The organism is Spiractinospora alimapuensis (assembly GCF_018437505.1).
Taxonomy (GTDB): Bacteria; Actinomycetota; Actinomycetes; order Streptosporangiales; family Streptosporangiaceae; genus Spiractinospora; species Spiractinospora alimapuensis.
Window position 1 is genome coordinate 1,792,004 of the sequence record NZ_CP072467.1, and the last position, 20,188, is coordinate 1,812,191.

General features: G+C 68.7%; 15 protein-coding genes and 2 pseudogenes. 9 read left to right on the forward strand and 8 right to left on the reverse strand.

Annotated features, from left to right (window positions below):
* The 4 genes from cutA to J4H86_RS08240 all read right to left on the reverse strand — a co-directional run bounded on the left by cutA (position 1) and on the right by J4H86_RS08240 (position 5,370).
* A complete protein-coding gene (gene cutA, locus J4H86_RS08225; RefSeq protein WP_236542910.1) occupies positions 1–2,436 on the reverse strand; it encodes an aerobic carbon-monoxide dehydrogenase large subunit in 2,436 nt (811 codons plus the stop codon).
* Positions 2,433–2,942 (reverse strand): (2Fe-2S)-binding protein, encoded by a 510-nt coding sequence (locus J4H86_RS08230; RefSeq protein ID WP_236542911.1) that lies wholly within the window; start codon positions 2,940–2,942, stop codon positions 2,433–2,435. Before J4H86_RS08230 ends, cutA begins: the two co-directional genes overlap by 4 nt.
* Positions 2,942–3,808 (reverse strand): FAD binding domain-containing protein, encoded by an 867-nt coding sequence (locus tag J4H86_RS08235; RefSeq protein WP_236542912.1) that lies wholly within the window; start codon positions 3,806–3,808, stop codon positions 2,942–2,944. Before J4H86_RS08235 ends, J4H86_RS08230 begins: the two co-directional genes overlap by 1 nt.
* 89 nt (positions 3,809–3,897) lie before the next feature.
* Positions 3,898–5,370, reverse strand: a complete 1,473-nt coding sequence (locus J4H86_RS08240) for a uracil-xanthine permease family protein (RefSeq protein WP_236542913.1) — start codon at positions 5,368–5,370, stop codon at positions 3,898–3,900.
* 852 nt (positions 5,371–6,222) lie between these two features.
* Here J4H86_RS08240 and J4H86_RS08245 point away from each other — a divergent pair.
* Together J4H86_RS08245 and J4H86_RS08250 are read left to right on the forward strand one after the other, a co-directional pair.
* Positions 6,223–6,615, forward strand: a pseudogene (locus J4H86_RS08245) (VWA domain-containing protein); the annotation flags it as partial.
* A 219-nt stretch (positions 6,616–6,834) separates the two neighbouring features.
* Complete coding sequence (locus tag J4H86_RS08250; RefSeq protein WP_236542914.1) at positions 6,835–8,709, forward strand: hypothetical protein; 1,875 nt, start codon at positions 6,835–6,837, stop codon at positions 8,707–8,709.
* A gap of 19 nt (positions 8,710–8,728) precedes the next feature.
* Here J4H86_RS08250 and J4H86_RS08255 read toward each other — a convergent pair whose 3' ends face one another.
* Entirely contained in the window at positions 8,729–9,139 is a 411-nt protein-coding gene (locus J4H86_RS08255) for a DUF2000 domain-containing protein (protein ID WP_236542915.1), read from the reverse strand.
* Positions 9,140–9,203: 64 nt separating this feature from the next.
* On the opposite strand from J4H86_RS08255, the gene J4H86_RS08260 reads away from it, so the two are divergent.
* Positions 9,204–10,043, forward strand: coding sequence for an AraC family transcriptional regulator (locus J4H86_RS08260; protein WP_236542916.1), 840 nt, complete (start codon positions 9,204–9,206; stop codon positions 10,041–10,043).
* A 12-nt stretch (positions 10,044–10,055) separates the two neighbouring features.
* Here J4H86_RS08260 and J4H86_RS08265 read toward each other — a convergent pair whose 3' ends face one another.
* Both J4H86_RS08265 and J4H86_RS08270 read right to left on the reverse strand, forming a co-directional pair.
* The gene (locus J4H86_RS08265; protein WP_236542917.1) at positions 10,056–10,376 is read right to left on the reverse strand and encodes a type II toxin-antitoxin system PemK/MazF family toxin; all 321 of its coding nucleotides are present in this window, start codon (positions 10,374–10,376) and stop codon (positions 10,056–10,058) included.
* Positions 10,366–10,596, reverse strand: a complete 231-nt coding sequence (locus tag J4H86_RS08270) for a hypothetical protein (protein ID WP_236542918.1) — start codon at positions 10,594–10,596, stop codon at positions 10,366–10,368. Before J4H86_RS08270 ends, J4H86_RS08265 begins: the two co-directional genes overlap by 11 nt.
* A 612-nt stretch (positions 10,597–11,208) precedes the next feature.
* On the opposite strand from J4H86_RS08270, the pseudogene J4H86_RS08275 reads away from it, so the two are divergent.
* The 6 genes and pseudogenes from J4H86_RS08275 (at position 11,209) to J4H86_RS08300 (ending at position 18,085) form a co-directional block, all read left to right on the forward strand.
* Positions 11,209–12,035 (forward strand): annotated as a pseudogene (locus J4H86_RS08275) (fatty acid desaturase family protein).
* A gap of 57 nt (positions 12,036–12,092) precedes the next feature.
* The gene (locus J4H86_RS08280) at positions 12,093–12,545 is read left to right on the forward strand and encodes a VOC family protein (protein ID WP_236542919.1); all 453 of its coding nucleotides are present in this window, start codon (positions 12,093–12,095) and stop codon (positions 12,543–12,545) included.
* 250 nt (positions 12,546–12,795) lie between these two features.
* Positions 12,796–13,749 (forward strand): hypothetical protein, encoded by a 954-nt coding sequence (locus J4H86_RS08285; RefSeq protein WP_236542920.1) that lies wholly within the window; start codon positions 12,796–12,798, stop codon positions 13,747–13,749.
* Between the two features lie 51 nt (positions 13,750–13,800).
* Positions 13,801–14,538, forward strand: a complete 738-nt coding sequence (locus J4H86_RS08290) for a class I SAM-dependent methyltransferase (protein WP_236542921.1) — start codon at positions 13,801–13,803, stop codon at positions 14,536–14,538.
* A gap of 155 nt (positions 14,539–14,693) precedes the next feature.
* Positions 14,694–16,334: a DUF2207 domain-containing protein gene (locus J4H86_RS08295; RefSeq protein ID WP_236542922.1), complete on the forward strand. Its 1,641-nt coding sequence runs from the start codon at positions 14,694–14,696 to the stop codon at positions 16,332–16,334.
* Positions 16,335–16,393: 59 nt separating this feature from the next.
* Entirely contained in the window at positions 16,394–18,085 is a 1,692-nt protein-coding gene (locus J4H86_RS08300) for a DUF2207 domain-containing protein (RefSeq protein ID WP_236542923.1), read from the forward strand.
* Between the two features lie 357 nt (positions 18,086–18,442).
* Here the strand turns inward: J4H86_RS08300 and J4H86_RS08305 are convergent, their stop codons facing one another.
* The gene (locus J4H86_RS08305; protein WP_236542924.1) at positions 18,443–20,188 is read right to left on the reverse strand and encodes a PucR family transcriptional regulator; all 1,746 of its coding nucleotides are present in this window, start codon (positions 20,186–20,188) and stop codon (positions 18,443–18,445) included.

Below are 20,188 nucleotides of genomic sequence, written 5' to 3' on the forward strand. Positions count from 1 at the left end.
TCAGCGTTCTCCTGTCTTCGCAGGGTGGGAGGAGGGACGAAGCGGGGGGATCTCGCCGGCCTTGAATCGGCGCCGGAGGGTGTACAGCTCCGACGGGGAGATGGGCATCCGCGTGACGGCGAATCCCTCGGCGTCGGAGATCGCCGACGCCAGAACGGCGGCGCCCGGGATGACGCCGGCCTCACCCGCGCCCTTGATCCCGAGCGAGTTCAACGGGCTCGGAGTCTCCAGGTGGTCGATCTCCACCTTGGGGATCTCCGAGGCGTAGGGAATGAGGAAGTCCATGAAGGAGGCGTTCTGTAGCTGCCCGTGATCGTCGTAGGCCATGCGCTCGAAGAGCGCCCCCGCAACGCCCTGGGCGACACCGCCGTGCACCTGCCCCTGCACGATCGTGGGGTTCACGAGCGTGCCGCAGTCGTGCACCACGCAGTACCGCAGAATGTTGACCTCCGCGGTCTCCGGGTCGGTCTCCACGATCACCGCGTGCATGCCGTTGGCGAACGTCGCCCGGATCGGCGAGTAGAAGCCACTGCCTTCCAGACCGGGCTCGTCCCCCTCTGCGACCGGCGGCTTGTTGTAGTCGGTCGCGCCACCGAACTGGGTGGCGGCCTTCGACGCCTCGTCGAAGGCGTAGCGCAGCGGATTGGCGAGGACCGCGATCGTCCCCAGCCGGATCGACGACGACGGGTCGCCCTTGACGCGGACCTCACCGTCGACGAGCTCCAGGTCCTCCGGTGACGCCTCCAACGCGTCCGCCGCGACCCGCAGCGCCTTCTCCTTGACGTCCAACGCCGCCGCGGCGACGGCGTTGCCACTCATGACCGCGCCACGAGAGGCGAACGTGCCGACCGAGTAGGCGATCAGGCGTGTGTCGCCCGTGGTGACGGTGACGTCGTCCATCGGGACGCCGAGCTGGTCGGCGACGATCTGGGCGAAGGCGGTCTCGTGGCCCTGGCCCTGGCTGGTGAGCCCGGTGGCGACCCTGACCTTGCCGGACGTCTCGACGATGATGCGACCGCCCTCGTAGGGGCCGACACCGGTTCCCTCCACGTAGCAGGCGAGTCCGATGCCCACGGTGCGGCCCTCGGCTCGGGCCTTCTCGCGGTAGTCCTCGAAGTCGTCCCAGCCGACGAGCTTCTTGATCTTCTCCATGGACGCCGGGAAGTCCCCGGAGTCGTAGATCAGCGGGCGCCCGTCCTGGAACATGAGCCCATGGTCGTAGGGCATCTCGTCGGGCTGGATGAAGTTGGCCTCCCGCACGACCGTCCGGTCCTTGCCGAGGTAGTCGGCGATGGCGTCCAGGGTGCGTTCCATGGCGAACACGCCCTGTGGGCGTCCAGCGCCGCGGTAGGGCGTCACCAGCACCGTGTTGGTGTAGAGGCTGGTGAACTCCACCCGGTAGTTGGCCGGCTTGTACGGGCCGAGCAACTGGGTGGAGGTCACGATCGGGATGATGATGCCGTAGGGCAGGTACGCCCCGTTGTCGTGCCAGAACTCCACGTCCAGCCCGAGCAGGCGCCCCTCGTCGTCGAAGCCGACGCGTACTCGCTGTAGCTGGCCCCGCTCGTGGGCGGAGGCGATGAAGTGCTCCCGGCGGTCCTCGGCCCAGCGCACGTCGCGGCCGAGCGTCCGCGCGGCCCACGACACCATGAGCTCCTCCGGCCACGGGTGCACGATCTTCGTCCCGAAGCCACCGCCCACGTCCGGGATCACGGCCTGCACCTTGGACAGGGGAAGCTCGAGCTTGGCGGCGACGGCCGCGCGCAGACCCGCGGAGGTCTGACTCGAACTGTAGATCCGCAGGGTCTCCTCCCGGCCGTCCCACTGCGCGTAGACGGCCTTGCCCTCCATCGGCATACCCGCGGAGCGCTCGATGTCGAGGTCGAGTTCCAGGGTGTGCGGCGCGGCCTCGACCGCGGCACGCGCGTCCCCGGATTCCTGGACCAGGTGCGCCGCGACGTTGTCCGCCATGTCGGCGTGGGCGTAGGTCGACCCGTCGCGGGACTCGGCGATGCCCACGACCGGGTCCAGCATGTCGTACTGGACCCGGATCCGCTCGACCGCGTCCTCGGCGACGTAGCGGTCCCGCGCCACCACCATCGCGATCGCCTCACCGACGTGGCAGACCTCGTCCTTGGCCAGGGCGTGCGGTGTACGGCCGTCGACGATGCCCGGGTGGGGGATCAACAACGGCAGGGGCTCCGCCATCGCCCCGGTGAGGTCGTCGTGGGTGTAGATCGCGACCAGGCCCTCGACCTCGAGCGCGTCCGACACGTCGATGTCCCGGATGCGGGCGTGGGCGTGCGGACTGCGCAGGAAGGCGCTGGCCAGGGCGTCGGTGTTCGCGGCGAGGTCGTCGGTGTAACGGCCCTTGCCACGGATGAGACGGTCGTCCTCGACGCGCGCCACTGGCTCACCGAACATCTGGGTGGTCACTGGGTCGGCTCTCCTTCCCGCCGCAGTTCCGCCGCACGCATCACCGCGGCGACGATGTTCTGGTACCCCGTACAGCGGCAGAGGTTGCCACCGATGGCCTCGCGCGCCTCGTCCTCGGTGGGCTCGGGGTTCTCCCGCAGGAAGGCGGTGGCAACGGTCAGGAATCCGGGCGTACAGAAACCGCACTGGAGCCCGTGGCAATCCTTGAACCCCTGCTGCTCCGGGCTCAGCTTCTCCCCGTCGCTCAGCCCCTCGACCGTAGTGATCTCGTGCTTCGCCGCGGTGAGGGCGAAGGTGAGGCAGGAACGGGCGGGTTCCCCGTCCAGCAGCACCGTGCAGGCGCCGCAGACACCGTGCTCACATCCCACGTGGGTCCCGGTGAGGCCGACGTCCTCACGCAGACAGTCCGACAGCAGGCGTCGCGCGGGCACGGTCACCGGGTAGGCGACTCCGTTGACGCGTAGGACTGCCTCGTGCCTCTCCTCGCGGGCTTCGCTGTCACTCATCAGGCTCCTGGGGTCGGTTCGGTCGCGTTGTGGATCGCGCGGCGGAGGACCCGCGCGGTGAGTACCTGGGCGAGGTGCCCCCGGTACTCGGCCGTGACGTGGATGTCGCCCTCCGGCTCGAGGTCGGCCACGGCGCGTTCCGCCACGGCGGCCACGTCAACGGCGTCGGGCGCGGTGCCGCCCAGGCCCAGGTCCACCACGACGGGGACCGGGCCCATCGACAGGTAGACGACGCGGGCCTCCGCGATGGCCTCGGGGCCACTCAGGGTGACGAGGCACGCGGCTCCGCAGGTCGCATAGTCGCCGTGCCGGCGGGCGATCTCCTCGAACGCGGTTCCGTGACGTCCACGGGGGCGGGGGAACACCGCGGCGAGCGCGAGTTCGTCGGGTCGGGCGTCGCTCTCCATGGGGCCGACGAAGAAGTCCTCGGCGGCCACGGTGCGGGTTCCGGAGACGCTCGCCAGCTCCATGTGGCCGCGGAGGAGCGCGAGGACCGCGGTCATCTCGGAGGCGGGGTCGGCGTGCACGAGACTGCCGACAGTCGTCCCTCGGTTGCGGATCACGGGGTGGGCGACGTTGTGCAGGGCGTCGCTGAGGAGCGGGAAGGTGGCCGCGGTCTCACGTTCCACTCGGCGGTGGCGGGCGAGCGCGCCGACCCGGACCTGGGTCTCGTCAATGGTGACGGTGTCGAGGTCGGCGAGCCCGTTGATGTCGACGAGGTGAGTGGGCGCCGCGAGACGCATGTTCAACGCCGGGATCAGACTCTGGCCACCCGCCAACACTTTGCACTCCTCGAGGTCGGCCTGCAGCCGCAGCGCCTCCTCGACGGTTGCTGGCTGGTGATAAGTGAAGGCGGGTGGTTTCAAAGCGTTGCCCTTCCGGCTGGTTGTGTGGCTGTCGCTCCAACGGGCGAGACCCGGTCCGCGGGGCGCGAACCGGGTCACCGGGTCGCCGCTCAGTCGCGGGAATCTGGCTCCTTGTCGGGCGCCGCACTCCCCCGGTCGGCCGTGCGCACGGCTCCGGAGGTCTCCTCGCCGGCCTCACCGGGCGCGTGGGAGGCGGACACCGGGTCGTCGAGAGTGACGGTGTCGCGGAGGTACGCGGGCGCCAGTCGGCGCATGAGGTGGTAGCCGAGGAGCAGGATGATCGTGCCCAGGGCGATGCCCTCGATCTCGAAGGTCTCGGTGATGTGCAACGAGACACCTCCGATACCGGCGATGAGACCGGCGGCGACCGGGACGATGACCACCGGGTTGGCGAAGTTGACTCGGTTCTCCACCCAGATCTTGGCACCGAGCAAGCCGATCATCCCGTACAGGACCACCGTGATGCCACCGAGCACGCCCTCGGGGATCGACGCCACGAGAGCGCCGAACTTGGGGGACAGCCCGAAGAGGATCGCGACGAGAGCCGCCACGTAGTACGCGGCCGTGGAGTACACACGCGTGGTCGCCATGACACCGATGTTCTCGGCGTAGGTGGTCGTCGGGGAACCACCGACACCCGCGGCCAGTGTGGTCGCGACGCCGTCGGCGAAGAGGGCCCGACCCATGTAAGGGTCAAGGTCGTCCTTGGTCATCTCCTGCACGGCCTTGACGTGGCCGGCGTTCTCCGCGATCAACGCGATCACGGCGGGAAGGGCGACCAGGATGGCCTGGGTCTGGAAGTCGGGCGCGTGCATCGTGGGCAGTCCGAACCACGCGGCCTCGCCGACTCCGGACAGGTCAACACGGAAGGCGTCGACGAAGGTTCCCTCCTCCGCTCCGGGAACCTGGTGCATGCCGAAGACGAGGTCGAAGATCCAGGAGACGACGAAGCCGAAGACCAGGCCGAGGAGGATGGTGATGCGACCGAGGAAACCGCGCAGCAGCACCGTCGACACGATGACGAAGCCCATCGTCAGCAGGCCCACCCACTGGTCGAACGGCCAGTAGTTCTGCGCGACGACCGGGGCGAGGTTGAACCCGATCAACAGCACCACGCCGCCGGTCACCACGGAGGGGAACGCCCGGAGTACGGCGTTCGGTCCCAGGAGGTGGACCAGGATGCCCGAGACGGCGAGGACGGCACCCGCGACCATGATCGAACCGGTCACGGTGGCGCTGTCACCGCCCCCGTCGCGGATCACGACGACGGCGCCGACGAACGCGGCGCTCGTTCCGAGATAACTGGGCACCTTCCCCTGCACGATGAGCAGGAAGATGATCGTGCCGATCCCCGACATCATGATGGCGAGGTTGGGGTCCAGCCCCATGATCAGGGGGAAGACGAAGGTGGCACCGAACATCGCGATGACGTGCTGGGCCCCGAGTCCGGTCGTACGCCCCCACGACAGGCGCTGTCCTGGACGTACGGCCTGTCCTGGGGGTGGCGCGCTTCCGTCGCCATAGAGTTCCCAGCTCAGGCCGAGTTTGCGCCGAAGGTTCATAAACGGCTCCATTTCAGAAGTAGGCCCCGGTACGTCCCCCGATTGCCCCGGCCTGCGGTGATCCCGCTCAAGGGTGACCCAGTTCACTGGATTGCGCCAACCCTAGGGATCCTTGACCAGGCGGCTCATGAGCAACAGGTGCCAAACGACAAGTCCGGCGTTGTGGACTGTTGGACTCAGACCGGTCCCAGGTACGCTGGCGTTCGACGGGGTAACGCTCCGTCGTTTCCCGTGCGTCGCTGGCAGTCCACGGTGCGACACATGTGTGACGGACAGGTCTGCGGCGGGTTACGACTGTGTTCCCTCCGCTGTCAGCGCGCCTCGAATGCCACGATTTCCGGCCGCGTGGGCTGGGATTTTGGCGACATTTCACAGATCCCCTCGCCCGGTTTGTGGGGGTTCGTCACCACCTGTCCGACTATCGCCGTCACGGATACGGATTGTCAGCGCCTAGCCCTAGGGTTCCCGGCGTGACTGAGCGATGGACTCCCGACAAGATCTGGGAACTCGCGCCGGACCCTTCCTCCACACCGGGATTGACGTAGCCCGTGGGAGAGCGATCACTTCGGGTATCCGCGATGACGTAGGCGACGCGATGTCGGTACGGGATGCGGGATACGGAGCCTCGGGACGCCTCCCCGTCCATCCCGATGGTGCGGCGCACAGCGCGACCTGACCCGACAACAGAGCCAACTCCGTCTCAAACCAGAGGCAGAGCGCCGAACAGCCACGCTGGACCGGCGCACGGAGGCGCACCGCGCCCGGAGGTCGCTGGTCTCGCCCGAAGGTGCCCAGACGCGGATCTCACCGAGATCCTTCCACGCTGTGCTGTGTTGCCCCCCGCCGCCGGCCCAACCGTCGGATCCGGTGCAGGCGTTGTTCGGTGTCCAGTTGGGCGGGGGCACCGACATCAACCGTGCCGTGGCGCACAGCCAACGGCTGATCACTCGGCCTACGGACTCGGTGTTCGTGTTGGTCAGCGACCTCTTCGAGGGAGGGGTGGAGGAGGAGCTCCTACGGCGAGTGGGCGCGATGACCGCCGACGGTGTGCGGGTGGTGGTGCTGCTCTCCCTCTCCGACAGTGGGGCGCCCCACTACGACCGGCGGATCGCCGCGGCGCTGGCCGCCATGGGAGTGCCAGCCTTCGCCTGCACACCGGACGCTTTCCCGGAGTTGATGGCGGCGGCGCTTCAGGGCCGGTCGTTGCCGTCGTGGGTCGACGCCCACCAGGCGGAGCGGGACTGAGGTGGGCCCGCGACACGCGGGCCCACCTCCTGGATATCCCCAGTGTGCCGGTAAGCGGCCGCCGGCTCCGCTAGGCTGGACGTGCCCGGGATTCGGGACGCTGGCGCACTCTCCGATCCGGCGGTGCGGCGATCCGCTTCCGTCGGTGTGGGAGCGCTGTTGGCGCGGACTCGCGGCCGCTGCCCGTTTTCCCACCCGACGTCACGCAGGTCACCCCCCATGCAGACCCAGTTCCCCCCTGAGGAAACCGACAGGTTCGAAGAGACGGTCCGTGCTCTGGTGCGGTTGTGCACGGAATGGGCCGCGTCCCGACGCCGGCCGCTCCCCGACGAGGCGACGATCCACAACGCCTGCGATCAACGCCAGCACTTCACCGACGGACGGTACGCGCATTGGACTCCGTCACTGCTGCGGGAACTGCTGCTGGAGTGGTTTCCCCGGCACGCCGTCACGGCCGAAGGGCAGTGGCCGCTGGTGGTTCCCAGCCTGCGCACGTGGTTCGACTTCCTCGAGGACCAGGGTCTGCTCGATCCACGTGGGGCGTCGGTGGACGAGCTCACGGCCGAACTCGACGCGCTCGCCGAGCCGTTCCTCAAGGCGATGGCCATGAGCGGCCCGGACAGCGCTCCCCGACTGCTGGCCGGCACCATGCTGGACCGCGGGGTCGACCCAACGGACGCCGACTCCGCCCAGCGCTACCTCGACAACGTGCGGGACACGCGTGGCGGCCTGGACGAACTACGGCTGACCCTGGCCTCCACCCGGGGACTCGACCAGCAGGACGGTGGCCGCTATCTCACCCAACCACCGGTGTGGCTGCCAGCCCGGGAGGAACTCGAGGCCGAGGCGGCGCGTTCACCGGTGGTACGTCAGCTACTCCTCCTCCACCGGTGGCTCGGCAGGGACGGGCGGGCCCTCACGCGCACCGGGCGGATTCGTCCCGTCGACGCCATGGAGGTCGCGCACCGTCTGCGGCTGCGCGAGCCGGCGCTCGCCGAGGGCCAACTGCGTACCTCCGCCCGGCTCCCTCGCCTGAACCGCTTGGTGGACTGGGCGCGCCGCGTACGGGTGGCGCGGACGCGGCACAACCGCCTCATGCCGGTTCGAGCGGCGCGGCGCCTGCACGGGGACCCGTTCGAACTGTTCGCGCGGGCCCTGTGCGCGCTCCCCCGCATGCAGGAGTCGATCTGTGGGCCGGACCTGCCCAAGCCGCGTCAGGCGTTCTTCCCTGACCTGGTGTGGCTGGCGCTGTCGCTGATGTACGGTCACCCGCACGCCGGCGTCTCCCGCGAGGTGATGGAGGAGTCGATCTGGGCCTCCTACGCCGACCGGCACGGTGTGGACGAACTCGATGACGACCCGACACACGTCGCGTTCTCTCGTGCCGGCCTGCTCGGTGACCTGCATTTCCTGGTGGACGCCCTGTTCCTCATGGGTGCGGTCGAACGCGTCCGCCCGGAGGAGGGGAACCAACGGCTGCGCCTCACCGCTCCCGCCGTCGCGGTGGTGCGCGAACTCCTCATCGCCGAGGGCCGGCGCGCCCCGTTGGTCGGCGACCTCGCCAGCGCCGACGCCCATGTGCTTCTCTACTCCCTGGTGGAGGAGTACGGCCCCGCCGAGGCGCGGGAGGAACTGGAGCTCTGGTTACGCGAACGTGGCGCCGTGACGGACCTCCAGGCGACCGTCGTGACCGACACACCGGCCGCCCTGGTCGCGCGCAACGAGCTGGTGCAGGCGTTGCGCCGCACCACACTGCGGACCCGCAAGGCGGGCTTGTTGCGGATGTTGACCCAGTGTCTCCCCGAACGGGCCGACTTCCCCGAGAGCCTCCTGGACGACCGAGACCTGGGTCCGACGGCCCTGCAGGCACTCGTCGAGGTCAAGCACCGCACGATGCAGAGCCTCGACAACAACCAGCGCTCGCTGATGATCGCGGAGTCTCTCGCCCAGGTCCTCGAACTCGGCGGACCCACCATGCTCGTGCGCCAGTTCGACGGCCAGGACGAGACGATGGTGCAACAGGTTCTCACGGTGATCGCCCGCTCCGGCCACCCTCACGCCGAACGCATCCGACGCTCCCTTGAACGCGCCTGACCGGCCCCGTCCACCCTGGTCATCCGTGCAACGCCAACCCCTTCAACGCCGCTGACACCTGGTTGCGCGGACCATACACGCTCACTCCCACGAGTTGGAGTTTCTCCGTGTCCACCGCCACGACCGCGGCACGGTTGTCGATGTCGTTGTTGGTCGCGAACAGCTCCTCGGTGTAGATCCCGACCGTCAGGGACCGGGCGGTGGCCCGGTCCCTGACCCTGGTCAGCGCGCCTCCTTCGCCGGTGTAGACGAGAACGGGCTGGGAGATCATCGGTGTGTACTCCGTCCCGCCGCCGTCCACGTAGGGCTGTCCGGTCAGCCCCTCGACACCGCCCGCCAGACCACCGGCGAGGAAAGCGGTCACGTTGAGCTTCTGCCAGGTCGCGAGGTCCTCACGGACCACGATCCCGATCTTCGTCTCGGTTCTCATGGCGACAGTGTCGGCGTTCGTCCGTGGGGGTGTCTTGAACGCTGGAGCGGAGCACAATGGTGGGGTGGACCAAAGGGAATGGGTGCGGTACCGGCGTTCCGCGGACGTGTCCCTCGAGGCGATGCACGCCCACCTGGAACGGCACAGCTACCACGTGCACAGCCACGACGCCTACTCCTTCGGCCTGACCGAGTTCGGTGCGCAGGACTTCAAGTGCCGCGGCGAGAGCCGGCGCAGTTCGGCCGGCATGGTCATGGCCTTCAACCCCGACGACCCGCACGACGGCCACGCCGCCGACGACTCGGGATTCACCTACCGCATCGTGCACATCGCGCCGTCGGTCGTCGCCGACGTGCTCGACCAGTCGACGGGCGACTCCTCGCTTCCCCTGTTCACCACACCGGTGATCCAGGACCGTGGTCTCTTCACGGCCCTCCACCGCCTGCACCGGAGACTGATGGGTGGCCACGATCAGGGACTGAGCGGGGACGAGGCGCTGCTCGGGGCGATTCACTCGATGGCGCGCACCGCGTCCCACGCACCGCGGGCGGCTCGTCCCGTTCCGGACGCGGCTCGGTTGGCGGCGCGGGCCACGTCACTCATTCGCGATCGGTGGAACGAGCCGATCACCCCCGCGGACCTGTCAGGGACCTTGGGGCGCAGCCGGTTCGCGATCTACCGGGCGTTCCAGCTGGCCCACGGGATGGCGCCCAGTGACTACCAACGCCAGCTGCGCCTGCGCGCCGCCCGTCGCCAACTGGTCGAAGGAACGCCGATCGCGACTGTGGCGCTCTCCTGCGGCTTCGCCGACCAAAGCCACCTGACGCGCTGGTTCACGCGGTACTACGGCGTGCCCCCCGGCTTGTTCGTCACCGCGACGGACGGCCGCCCCGTTCGAGCTTGATCGACTCCCCGATCAGCCGTCCAGTGACAGCACATCCCGCAGCGCCATCTCGACGGCGGCGAGTTCGCCTCCGTCCAAGCGTCCGGCGAACTCTCCAAGCCGACGTTCCGGGTCCACCGCGGTGAGCTGCTCGACCATCACCCGCGTCTTCATCCCATCGATCTCGATCTCGGGACGGAAGGATGCCGCGCGTCGCCCGGTCGAGGTCGGCGCGACGACCCAGGTCGAGAGCGGCAGATCGTCTGACTGCACCACGACGGCGTATCGAGTGCCGGTCCGCTCCCGCCCTTGGGCGTCCCTTGGCGCCCGCAGGCGGTAAATGTCACCACGCACCGTGACGCTCCATCTCCGATGCGAGTTCCTTGGCCGCCGCGACGTCCTCTGGATCATCGCGAAGCGCCTCGGCCTCCGCTCGAAGCCTGGCGCGACGTTGTTGTCGCTCCGCGGCGAGGATCGCGGCACGTGCCGCTTCGGAGCGTGACCTGCCGTCAGCGGTCAGAGACCGTAGTGCCCGCTCCACGTCGGGGTCGGTCCGGATCGTCACTGTACTCATATCTGAGGATCCTGTGCGTGCACGTCACGGCGGCACACCCCAAGAGTGGTCACGACACCACACGGTCCCTGGGCAGCCATCCACGCCAACGCGCGGCGCCACCATCCTCGTTCGCCTCGATCGATGATCCCCCATCTTCCCCGCCGCCAGATTTCTTTACCTTCGTCGACGTTTTTCGAGGAATTTCGTCCGACTCTCTGGCCTTCCACCGGACAGGGGTAGGGTCTGCACCACAGGGGATTCGCCTGTACGCGTGATCGGCCCCGGCGGGGCGGATTCCTAGATTGGGACCACTGCTCGCGATGGCGGTCAACCGGGCCGCCTTCTTCCCTCTGCCGATTTTCTCTGTGGGGCTTTGCCCGCCTGCCGCGGAATTCGGTTGTGATGAAAGGGTCCTGCATGTCGACCGCTTCGACCGAAACCGCGCGCCAAGGCAGCGACTTCGCGCGTCTCTCCCGCCGTATCACAGAGGCGGGCCTCCTGGAACGGCGGCCCGGGTACTACGCCGTCCGACTCAGTCTCGTGGGCGCAGCGTTCGCCGGTGGCTGGGTCATGTTCGGAGTGCTGGGCGACTCCTGGTGGCAGTTGGTCACGGCCGCCGTCCTGGCGGTGGTGTTCGGTCAGGTCGCGCTGGTCGCACACGACCTCGCGCACCGTCAGATCTTCCGGACTCGGGTGCCCAGCGAGGCCTTCGGACGTGTGATGGGCAACCTGGGGATCGGGATGGGCTACGGGTGGTGGCACGACAAGCACACCCGACACCACGCGAACCCCAACCACGAGGACCACGACCCGGACGTGGGGACGGAGATCTTCGTCTGGTCCACCGAACAGGCGAAGACCGTCACCGGCCCCGCCCGCGTGATCGGTCGCTGGCAGGCCTTCCTGTTCTACCCGCTCCTGCTTCTGGAGGGTCTCAACCTCCACGTGCAGAGCGTCCGCTCGCTGTTCCGGCCGCGCATGCAGCACCGGGCGATGGAGGCGACCCTCCTCTTCCTGCACTTCGGGCTCTACCTGCTCGCCGTCTTCACCGTGCTGTCCCCGGGGAAGGCTCTGCTCTTCATCGCCGTCCACCAGGGGCTCTTCGGTGTCTACCTTGGGTTGATCTTCGCGCCCAACCACAAGGGCATGCCCACCCTGCGCAAGGGCGAGAAGCTCGACTTCCTGCGCAAGCAGGTGCTGACCTCGCGCAACGTCGTGGGTGGGCGTTCACCGACATCGCGCTCGGCGGACTCAACTACCAGATCGAGCACCACCTGTTCCCGAGCATGCCCTCGCCCCACCTCGGCGCGGCCCGCGACATCGTGCGCGCCTACTGCGCGGAGATCGACGTCCCGTACCACGAGACCAGCTTCCTCGCCTCCCATGCCGAGGCCCTGCGCCACCTCCACGCGGCCGGCGCGCCACTCCGCGAGAAGGCGGGAACGATCACCGACTAGACCACCCGTCGATCACTCTTCGGAGTTTTCGCAGGCCATGTCGGGTAAGTGCACAACATGATCACTCGCATCGGTGTGGTGGGTATTTTCGTCCTCGATCTCGACGAAGCCAAGAGCTTCTTCATCGACAAGCTGGGCTTCGAGGAACGGTTCGACATCACCATGGGCGAGGGGTTCCGGTGGCTCACCGTGGGACCGCCCGGCGATCCGAGGTTCCAGCTCAACCTCTCGGTTCCCGGGCCACCGGCCCAGGACCCCGAGACCGCGGCGCGGCTCCGGGAACTGTTGGCCAAGGGTGTGCTCAGTGGCGGAGCCTGGCTGACCGACGACTGCTGGGCGACCTACCGGGAGTACTCCGGCCGGGGGGTTGAGTTCCTTCAGGAGCCACAGGAACGCCCCTACGGTATCGAGGCCGTGTTCCGCGACAACTCCGGAAACTGGTTCAGCCTCAACCAGCAGACTTTCACGTCGTTTGACTCGACGACCATGACGAGGCGGTTCGAAGGCTAGGCCGGCGATGCGACGGGATCGCACGGTCCCCCCGGTGGTCCGAGTCCCACGGCCGACGACCTTCCCACCAGGCGGGGTCGGCGACGGGAGCGTGGCGAGCGGCACGCCGAGGGGCGACGAACTCCGACGCCCTCGCCGGAGCGGGCCAGATGAACCGACATGGGCGAGGGAGCACCTCGCGTGGCCGGACCGGGCGCGGATTGCCGGGCGGTCATGGCGACGGGCCCGTACGGCGGCGGCCTCAGCGGGTGTGCTCGCCATCGTCTACGGGTTCTGCCGCACGGTCCTGCTTCTCGCTCCGCCGGACACGCCGCTGTCCGTCCGGGGCCCCGACCTGGTCGTGGTGTCGGGGTGGTGGTCCGTCGGGCTCTGTGCCCTCGCGGCGACACTCGCCCTCGCCATGCTCGCCCACACCGAGTGGCCCGGGCCGCGACGCATGGTCGCGGCGGCGGCCGTCGCGACGAGCGGCCTCCTGCTCCTCGCCGCGGCGCTGATCTGGTGGGACGTGATCGCCGTACTCCACCCCAGCCCGAGCGTCCCCGTGTTCCCCCTCGGTGCGGTGAGTCGCGTCTGCTGCCTGGCTCTCGCGGGAACACTGCTGGCCGCCGCCCGGTTCTGGCTCGTCGCGACCTGCCCGGGGTGCCGTCGGCGCGGCCGGGCGTCGTCAACGGCCCCTCCGCGCCGCCCCGAGGCCCCGGCGGCAGACCGGGACCGCGACACCGCTCCTTCCTGGGCCTTCGCCATGGTCTCCCTCGCGGTGGCCGGCTACCTGACCCGGGTCCTGGCCGAGTCGGCCGTCGGCTTCGATGGCGGGCCGATCCGCCCCGGAGCCCCGTCCGCCGCCATGGAGTTCCTCCTGGCCGGTGCCGGAGTGCTCCTGCCCCTCGCCCTCGTCTACGAGTGGGGGCGCCGCTGGCCGTCCTGGGTCCCGGGAGTGGCGGGGCGTCCGGTGGCACGGTGGCTCGTGCTGGCCCCCGCCGTCACGGCCTCGCTGGGCCTCCTGACGTACTACGGTCAGTTACTTCTCGGCTTGATGGTCGATCAGGTCACCGACCTCCGGCCCATCGCCGGGGCTCCTGACCTCCCCGCGACCTTCCTCTGGGTGACCGTTCTCGCCTCCCTCGCGTGGGGTGCGGGACTGGGGGCGGCCACGTACTCCTACCACCGCCGAACCCGCCCGCCCTGTCCCGGCTGCGGCTCCTGAGCGGCACTCCGTCGGTTGCGGAGGGCGACGACATCGGTTTGACTGTCCGTCATGGCCGACCCTTCCGCGCTCTACCGTCATGATCTCAGTCGGGTTCACCACGAGGGGTTCGGCTTCCACGCGGACAACTGCGCCCCCGGAATCCTGGGTCTGTTGCAACCAGTCCTGACCCGCCGCGGCACGGTGCTGGAGATCGGATGCGGCAGTGGGCAACTGACCCGCCATCTGGTCGACGCGGGACACCATGTCATCGCCACCGACCCCGCCCCCGCCTTCCTCGACCTCGTTCGCGACATGGTTCCCGACGTCCACGAGGTCCGACGGCTCGCCGTCCCCGACGCGCCGCTGCCCACGAACGACGCGGTCGTGTGTACCGGCCACCCACTCAACTATCTCCCGGACGAGGCGACGGTCCTGCGCGCCCTCGACCAGATGGTGGCGAGCCTGCGCCCCGGCGGGATCCTCGCCATCGACATCTGCGGCCTCGACTACGGCGAGCGTCGGCGCCACGCCCCGAACTACTCCCGCGTCGCCGACGACTGGGCCATCGTGACTCGGTTCTCGCTGCCCAGCCCCGACCACCTCGTTCGGGACATCACCACGTTCGTCCGCGCGGAGGACGGCGCCTGGCGGCGCGACGACGAGGTCCACGACAGCGTGCTGATCGACGTGGACGTCCTGCCCGGCTTCCTGGCGGACCGAGGTGTGGACGCGGTGGTCGGAACCTCGTTCGGCGGGGAGGAGCTTCCCCCCGGACTCAGCACCGTGGTCGGGCGCAAGCACGGCTGAGGGCCTTGTACCGGAGGTGACGGTCCGGGCACACCTCGCGACGCCTGGCGCCCTGACGATCGGTCCCGTCCCGGACTCCGACATCCCGATGGAACTTCGTCAGAGTTTCGGCAGTCATAGAACGCGACTGCCACCGACGGATCGGAACGCCCGCCTTGTCTACCTCCCCCTTCCGCCTCGGCCCACCGCACTGGGGAAGACCCCTGGCCGTGATCGCCACGGCGGCGGCCGCGACGCTGCTCACCGGATGCGGCGCAGGGTGGGAACACGAGGATCGGATCACCTCCTTCTCTGTCGAGGCCGACCTCGCGGAGTCGGGAACGCTCACGATGACCGAAGCGATCACCTACGACTTCGGCGTCGAGCCCAGCGCCGGACTCGCGCGGGAGATTCCCACCACCGCCGGCGACGGTTGGCTCCTACGCCGCACGCTGGACGTCGACGTGGTCGACGTGGAGAGCCCCAGTGGTGCGCCGGCGGAGATCGAGGAACGGTCGGAGTCGCACGGCCACCTGAACCTCGGGATCGGGGACTCCGCGAACGAGGTCACGGGTGAGCACACCTACGTCCTCACCTACACCGTCGACGGCGCGGTGACCACCGAGGACGCTCACGAGGAGCTCTACTGGGACTTCGTGGGCACGCAGTGGGGCATCCCGATCAACGATCCCGATGTCGTCCTCACCGCACCCGCGATCGACGACGTTGTCTGCGTCTCCGGTGAGGAGGGTGAGTCGGCGCGTTCCTGCCACTCCGTGACGGTCGACGCGGACTCGGTGACGATGACCGAGCCTCGGCTTCCCGCCGGCCAGGGAATCACGGCACGGGTCAACCTGCCGGCGGGGTCCGTGGACGTCACCGAACCCTCCTACCGGATGCGGCCCTTGCCCCTGTGGGTGACCCCGTCCGGGATCGCGAGCCTCCTCGCGGCGTTGGTGTTCGTCCCCCTGTGGCTGCGTGCCGCCAGCGCCGTCGGTACGCGGCTGGACCGACTCGGTCGAAGTGTCGACCCCACGGCCGTGTCGCCGGCGGCGGCCGGTCTCCTCACCACCAATGAGAAGATCCGCCCGGAGCACCTGATGGGGATGCTCGTCGACCTTGAGGAGCGGGGGGCTCTCGTCTCTCGGCCGCATCCCGACGATGCCAACGACTGGGTGTTCGAGCCCGTCCCCGCACACGGTGTCCCGCTGTCTCGTGCCGAGGAACTGTTCGTCGCCGCGATGTTCCGCGACGGTGCCTGCGACCTGGCCTCGATCCAGGAGACGCTGACCGCGGCTCGGATCCGCCAGATCCGTGAGGCCTTGGTGCGGGAACTCCAACACGCCGGATTCGCCCATCGGAGCCTGGTGCGCTACCTCGCGGCGGGACTGGCGTTGGTCATGTTGTTCGCGGTGGTGATCCCGCTCCCGATCATCGGCGAGTTCGCGGACGGCGCGTTGACGGGCCTGCACATGGCCGCGTTGTTCATCGTGAACTTCACACTGTTCATCTCACTCATCTCCTTCGTACCCATCGGGGCGACCAGGAAGGGCCGAAAGGCGAAACTCTCGCTGTCGGCGGCCACCAACGATCCTGACCTTCCTGCCAGCTATCTCCTGTCGGCCGGGGACGCCGAACGGTTGTCCGGAATCGGGGGCGCACTCCGATTCGCCTCCGACCCGGACTTCCACCGTCGATGGAACTCCACGCTCCAGGTACCCATCCGGTCCGCGAATCCCTCAGCGAGCTCGGGGGGCTCTGGCGGCGGAACGAGTGTGGGCGGTGGTGGAGGGGGCGGCGGAGGCGGACGCCGCTGAGCTTCCCGAACTCCCGATCCGACAGACTCCCACCATGCCCCGATCTGGAGAGGAACCACGTGCGCGTTCCCTGGCCCCCGTCTCCCCCTCCCCGTCTACTCCCCCTTGCCTGCGTCGCGGTCTCCGCTCTGCTGCTGACAGGTTGTGACATCGAGTCCGGAGCCGAGGACCAGGTCACGTCTCTTGACATCGACGCCGACCTCGCCCCGTCAGGAACACTGACGGTCACCGAATCCATCACCTACGACTTCGGGGAGGAGCCAAGTCCCGGGCTCCGGCGCGAGATTCCAACAGTGGCCGGCGACGGTACGTTCACACGTGAGTCGCTCGACGTCGACGTGGTGTCCGTGGAGAGCCCCAGTGGCGCCCCGGCGGAGATCGAGAACGAGGAGGAGTTCCGTGGCTGGCTGACGCTGGAGATCGGTGACTCCGACAACGAGGTGACTGGCGAGCAGACGTACACGATCACCTACACGGTCGACGGTGCGGTCACCGACGAGGGCACGCACGACGAACTGTACTGGGACTTCATCGGCACCGGCTGGGGCGTCCCCATCCGGGAACCCGAGATCAGGCTGAGCGCTCCCGAGATCGACCATGTCGAATGCGTGGCCGGCGAACTGGATTCCACCGATCCGTGCGATTCCCTGACCGTGGACGACCGTGACGTCACGGTCGTGGAGCCCCGTCTGGACTCCGGCGAGGCTCTCACCACTCGGGTCGAGATGCCCTCGGCAACGATCGACGTCCCCGCGGCGACCACCCAGCTGCGCCCCCTGCCCACCTGGCTGACCTGGTCCGGCGTACTGAGTGTGCTCGGCGCTCTCGCGTTCGTCGCGCTCACTCTCTGGCTGTCGATGGCTACGCGCAAAGGAGGAAACGCCCGAGCGAAGAAGCTCGACGTCTCCCGGCTCTCCCCCGCAGCGGCCGGGCTCCTTACCACGAACCGGACGATCCACCCTCGTCATTTGATGTCGATGCTGGTCGATCTCGAAGAACGCGGGTTCATCACCTCACGCAAAAACCGAAAGAAATCGCACGAATGGGTGTTCGAACAGGCCGCGCCCGTTCCACGGCTGCTCCCCTTCCCCGTGGACTATCTCGTGGGTGGGATCAGGGACTGGATCAACGCCCGGTCCGTCCCTGTCCAGAACGAACTCTCTCCCGCCGAGGCCCGGTTCCTCGGCGCTGTGTTCGCCCAAAAGCCGAAGGCTGGAATGGGAACGCTGTATCGGAACATCACGACTTATCAGGTCAGGCGGATTCGCGTCGCACTTCGACGGGAGCTGGGAAAGAACCGATACGTTCACGGGCCGGTCGCCAGCACACTGGGCGGAATCATCGCGATAGCGGCGCTGCTCGGTCCGACCGTCGGGGCGATCGCCCTAGACGAGCGGGTCGCCCTCGTCTCGCTGAACGAGATGCATAACGTCGCGTCCCTGATCGCGGGTTTCGGGGTCTTGCTGCTCGTCCATCCGCTGATCACGATCGGGGAAACCCGCGCCGGGCAACGCGCCAAAGCGGCCCTTAAAGGCATGCCCGACGCCGACCTGTCGTCGGCCCACCTCGTCGCGATCGGCCGGTCCAGTGCCGTTTCCGAGGACGACGGGTTCTTCGCCGACGCCGCGTTCCGCGGTGACTGGGACCGCAGGATGCGCGACCGGATCCGACGCTCCAACCGATCCCGCGGAGGAGGGGGAAGCACCCGCAGCGGACGCGGAAGTGGCGGCGGTGGTGGGGGGCGGCGGTGACACCCCACCGTCAGCTCGCATTCCCCGACCGAAAGGACTCTGCATTGCACACATCCACCCCGCGGTGTTCGCCGCATGGTGGCCCCACGCCGCCGCCCCGCGTCCGACAACTGGCGGTGATCGCTGGTGCCGTCGTCCCACTCACCGCGTGTGACGCCTCGATTCTGTGTGCCCGGGCTGACCTTCGCGAGCAGATGCTGAAGGAACGGACACCAAAACTGTTCCGCGACGAAAGGTGACCCCCTGCGTGAACCCGCGCCGCACGAGGGTCGCGCTGCGTTCATGGGCCGTACTCACGTGCCGACCCCACGGGTCGCCGCCCTGGCCGCCGACCTCGGTCGTGCCGCCATATCCGTTCTAGCCGCGCACCCCCCTCATGTGCACGACGCGCAGCGCGACCATCAGGTTGAGGCGCAGGTTGGGGTCGCGGGTGAACGGCCCCAACATGCGTTCCAGTTTCCCGATGCGGTAGCGCAGGGTGTTGTAGTGGAAGTGCAGCACCCGGGCGGTTTCGGCGACGTTGAGGTTGTTGTCGAGCAGGACCTCCAGTGTGGTGCGCAGGTCCGTGGTCTCCGCGTCGTCGTTGGTGGCCAACGTGCCGAGGGTCTCGACCATGAAGGTCCACAGTTCCCCCGAGTCGGGGACCTGGCTGATCAGGCGGTACACGCCGAGTTCGTCGAACTCGGCCACGGCGCCCCGGCCCCGGACCTGGCGTCCGACCCGGGCCGCCTGCTTGGCCTGCTCGTAGGCGGCCGGAATGTCGGTGGGGTCGTCGACGACCCGACTGATCCCGGTGCAGAACGACCGTCGGCCTCCGCCGCCGTCCCCGGCGACCTGACCCACCATGGTGCGGATCTGCCGCCCGGGCACCCGCGGCGGTTCGGGCTCCTCGCCGCGGACGTCGTGGTCCGCTCCGAGGATGACCACGACCTCCTGGCTGTAGCCGGCGACGGCCGCACGGGGGTCGCGTTCCCGGGCGACCAGGGACCACGCCTTGGCGAAGCGTTCGTGTGTCGGCCGCAGCTCGCCCTGTGCGGGGAGGGACGGCGCGGCGGTCGGGTCGAGTTCGGCCACCACGACGACGACGGGGCGCTGGATGTCCCATCCCAAGGAGGTGCACTGCTGGATCGCCGCGGTGGTGTCGGTGATCCGACCGGTGATCAGGTCCCGGAGGAAGTCTCCCTGGTACTTGTCCTCGACCGCGGCGATCGCCAGGTCGCGGGTGATCACCAGCGCGGCGGTGGCGGCGACGCGTTCCAACACCTGCACGTCGTCGGCCTGAACGCCCCGTCCGGACGTGATCAGCACGACGCGCCCGTGGTCCTGCGAGCCGGCCATGACCGGCGCCTGGGCGACGCGGGCGGTGGGGTCGGCGAGAACGTGCCGACCGTGTTTGAACTCCTCGACCCGGAAGCGGCCACTGGTCGGTTCGAAGTAGATCGGGTCGTCGAGGAGGTCCTCGATGATCCCGGAGTAGGCCAACACGCGCCCGTCGGGGGTCGTCACCATGACCCCGCCGTCGATCAGCGCGGGCAACTCGGCGGTGATCGCGTCGAGGTCGCCACCGGCGAGAATCACGTTGACCAGGATCCGGTGGATCTCCTCGGAGCGGGCGAGCATCGACGCCTGCCGGTGAAGGACCTCGGTGAGGACCTGGTTGAGAATGTCGTCGAAGGCGACGGTGTCGGTGAGGCGCACCAACGGCAGCCCCGCCTCGTCCGCGGCGCGGAGGACCTCGGCGGGAACGGAATCGACGTAGCGGCCGAGCTTGATACCCACGGCCGCCAGCCCGGCGTCGGCGAAGTCGCGAACCAGGCGTTCCAGTCCGCGCGGGTCCTCCCGGAGCGGGTAGCCGGTGGTGAGCAGCAGCTCGTGCGCCTTCACCCATGGCAGGATGTCAGGGACTTCCATCACGTTGAGGCGCCGCACGACACGGTCGAGGCCCGAGGCCCCGGCCAGCACCTCACTGCCGGCGAGCGAGGACAGGCGGAGCACCTCGGCGACGGTGAGTCCCGGAGCGATCCCGCTCGCCGCACCCAGGGCCGGATCGACGCTCGGCAGATCCTGTCCAGAGGTGGGCACATCGTTGGCAAGGTTCTCCAT

Bases quoted from the DNA above. Each gene is read 5' to 3' on its own strand.
- J4H86_RS08290 (WP_236542921.1), top strand. From the start codon at position 13,801: ATGGCCGACCCTTCCGCGCTCTACCGTCATGATCTCAGTCGGGTTCAC.
- J4H86_RS08230 (WP_236542911.1), bottom strand. From the start codon at position 2,942: ATGAGTGACAGCGAAGCCCGCGAGGAGAGGCACGAGGCAGTCCTACGC.
- J4H86_RS08270 (WP_236542918.1), bottom strand. From the start codon at position 10,596: ATGAGTACAGTGACGATCCGGACCGACCCCGACGTGGAGCGGGCACTA.
- J4H86_RS08255 (WP_236542915.1), bottom strand. From the start codon at position 9,139: ATGAGAACCGAGACGAAGATCGGGATCGTGGTCCGTGAGGACCTCGCG.
- J4H86_RS08250 (WP_236542914.1), top strand. From the start codon at position 6,835: ATGCAGACCCAGTTCCCCCCTGAGGAAACCGACAGGTTCGAAGAGACG.
- J4H86_RS08305 (WP_236542924.1), bottom strand. From the start codon at position 20,188: ATGGAGAACCTTGCCAACGATGTGCCCACCTCTGGACAGGATCTGCCG.
- J4H86_RS08240 (WP_236542913.1), bottom strand. From the start codon at position 5,370: ATGAACCTTCGGCGCAAACTCGGCCTGAGCTGGGAACTCTATGGCGAC.
- J4H86_RS08280 (WP_236542919.1), top strand. From the start codon at position 12,093: ATGATCACTCGCATCGGTGTGGTGGGTATTTTCGTCCTCGATCTCGAC.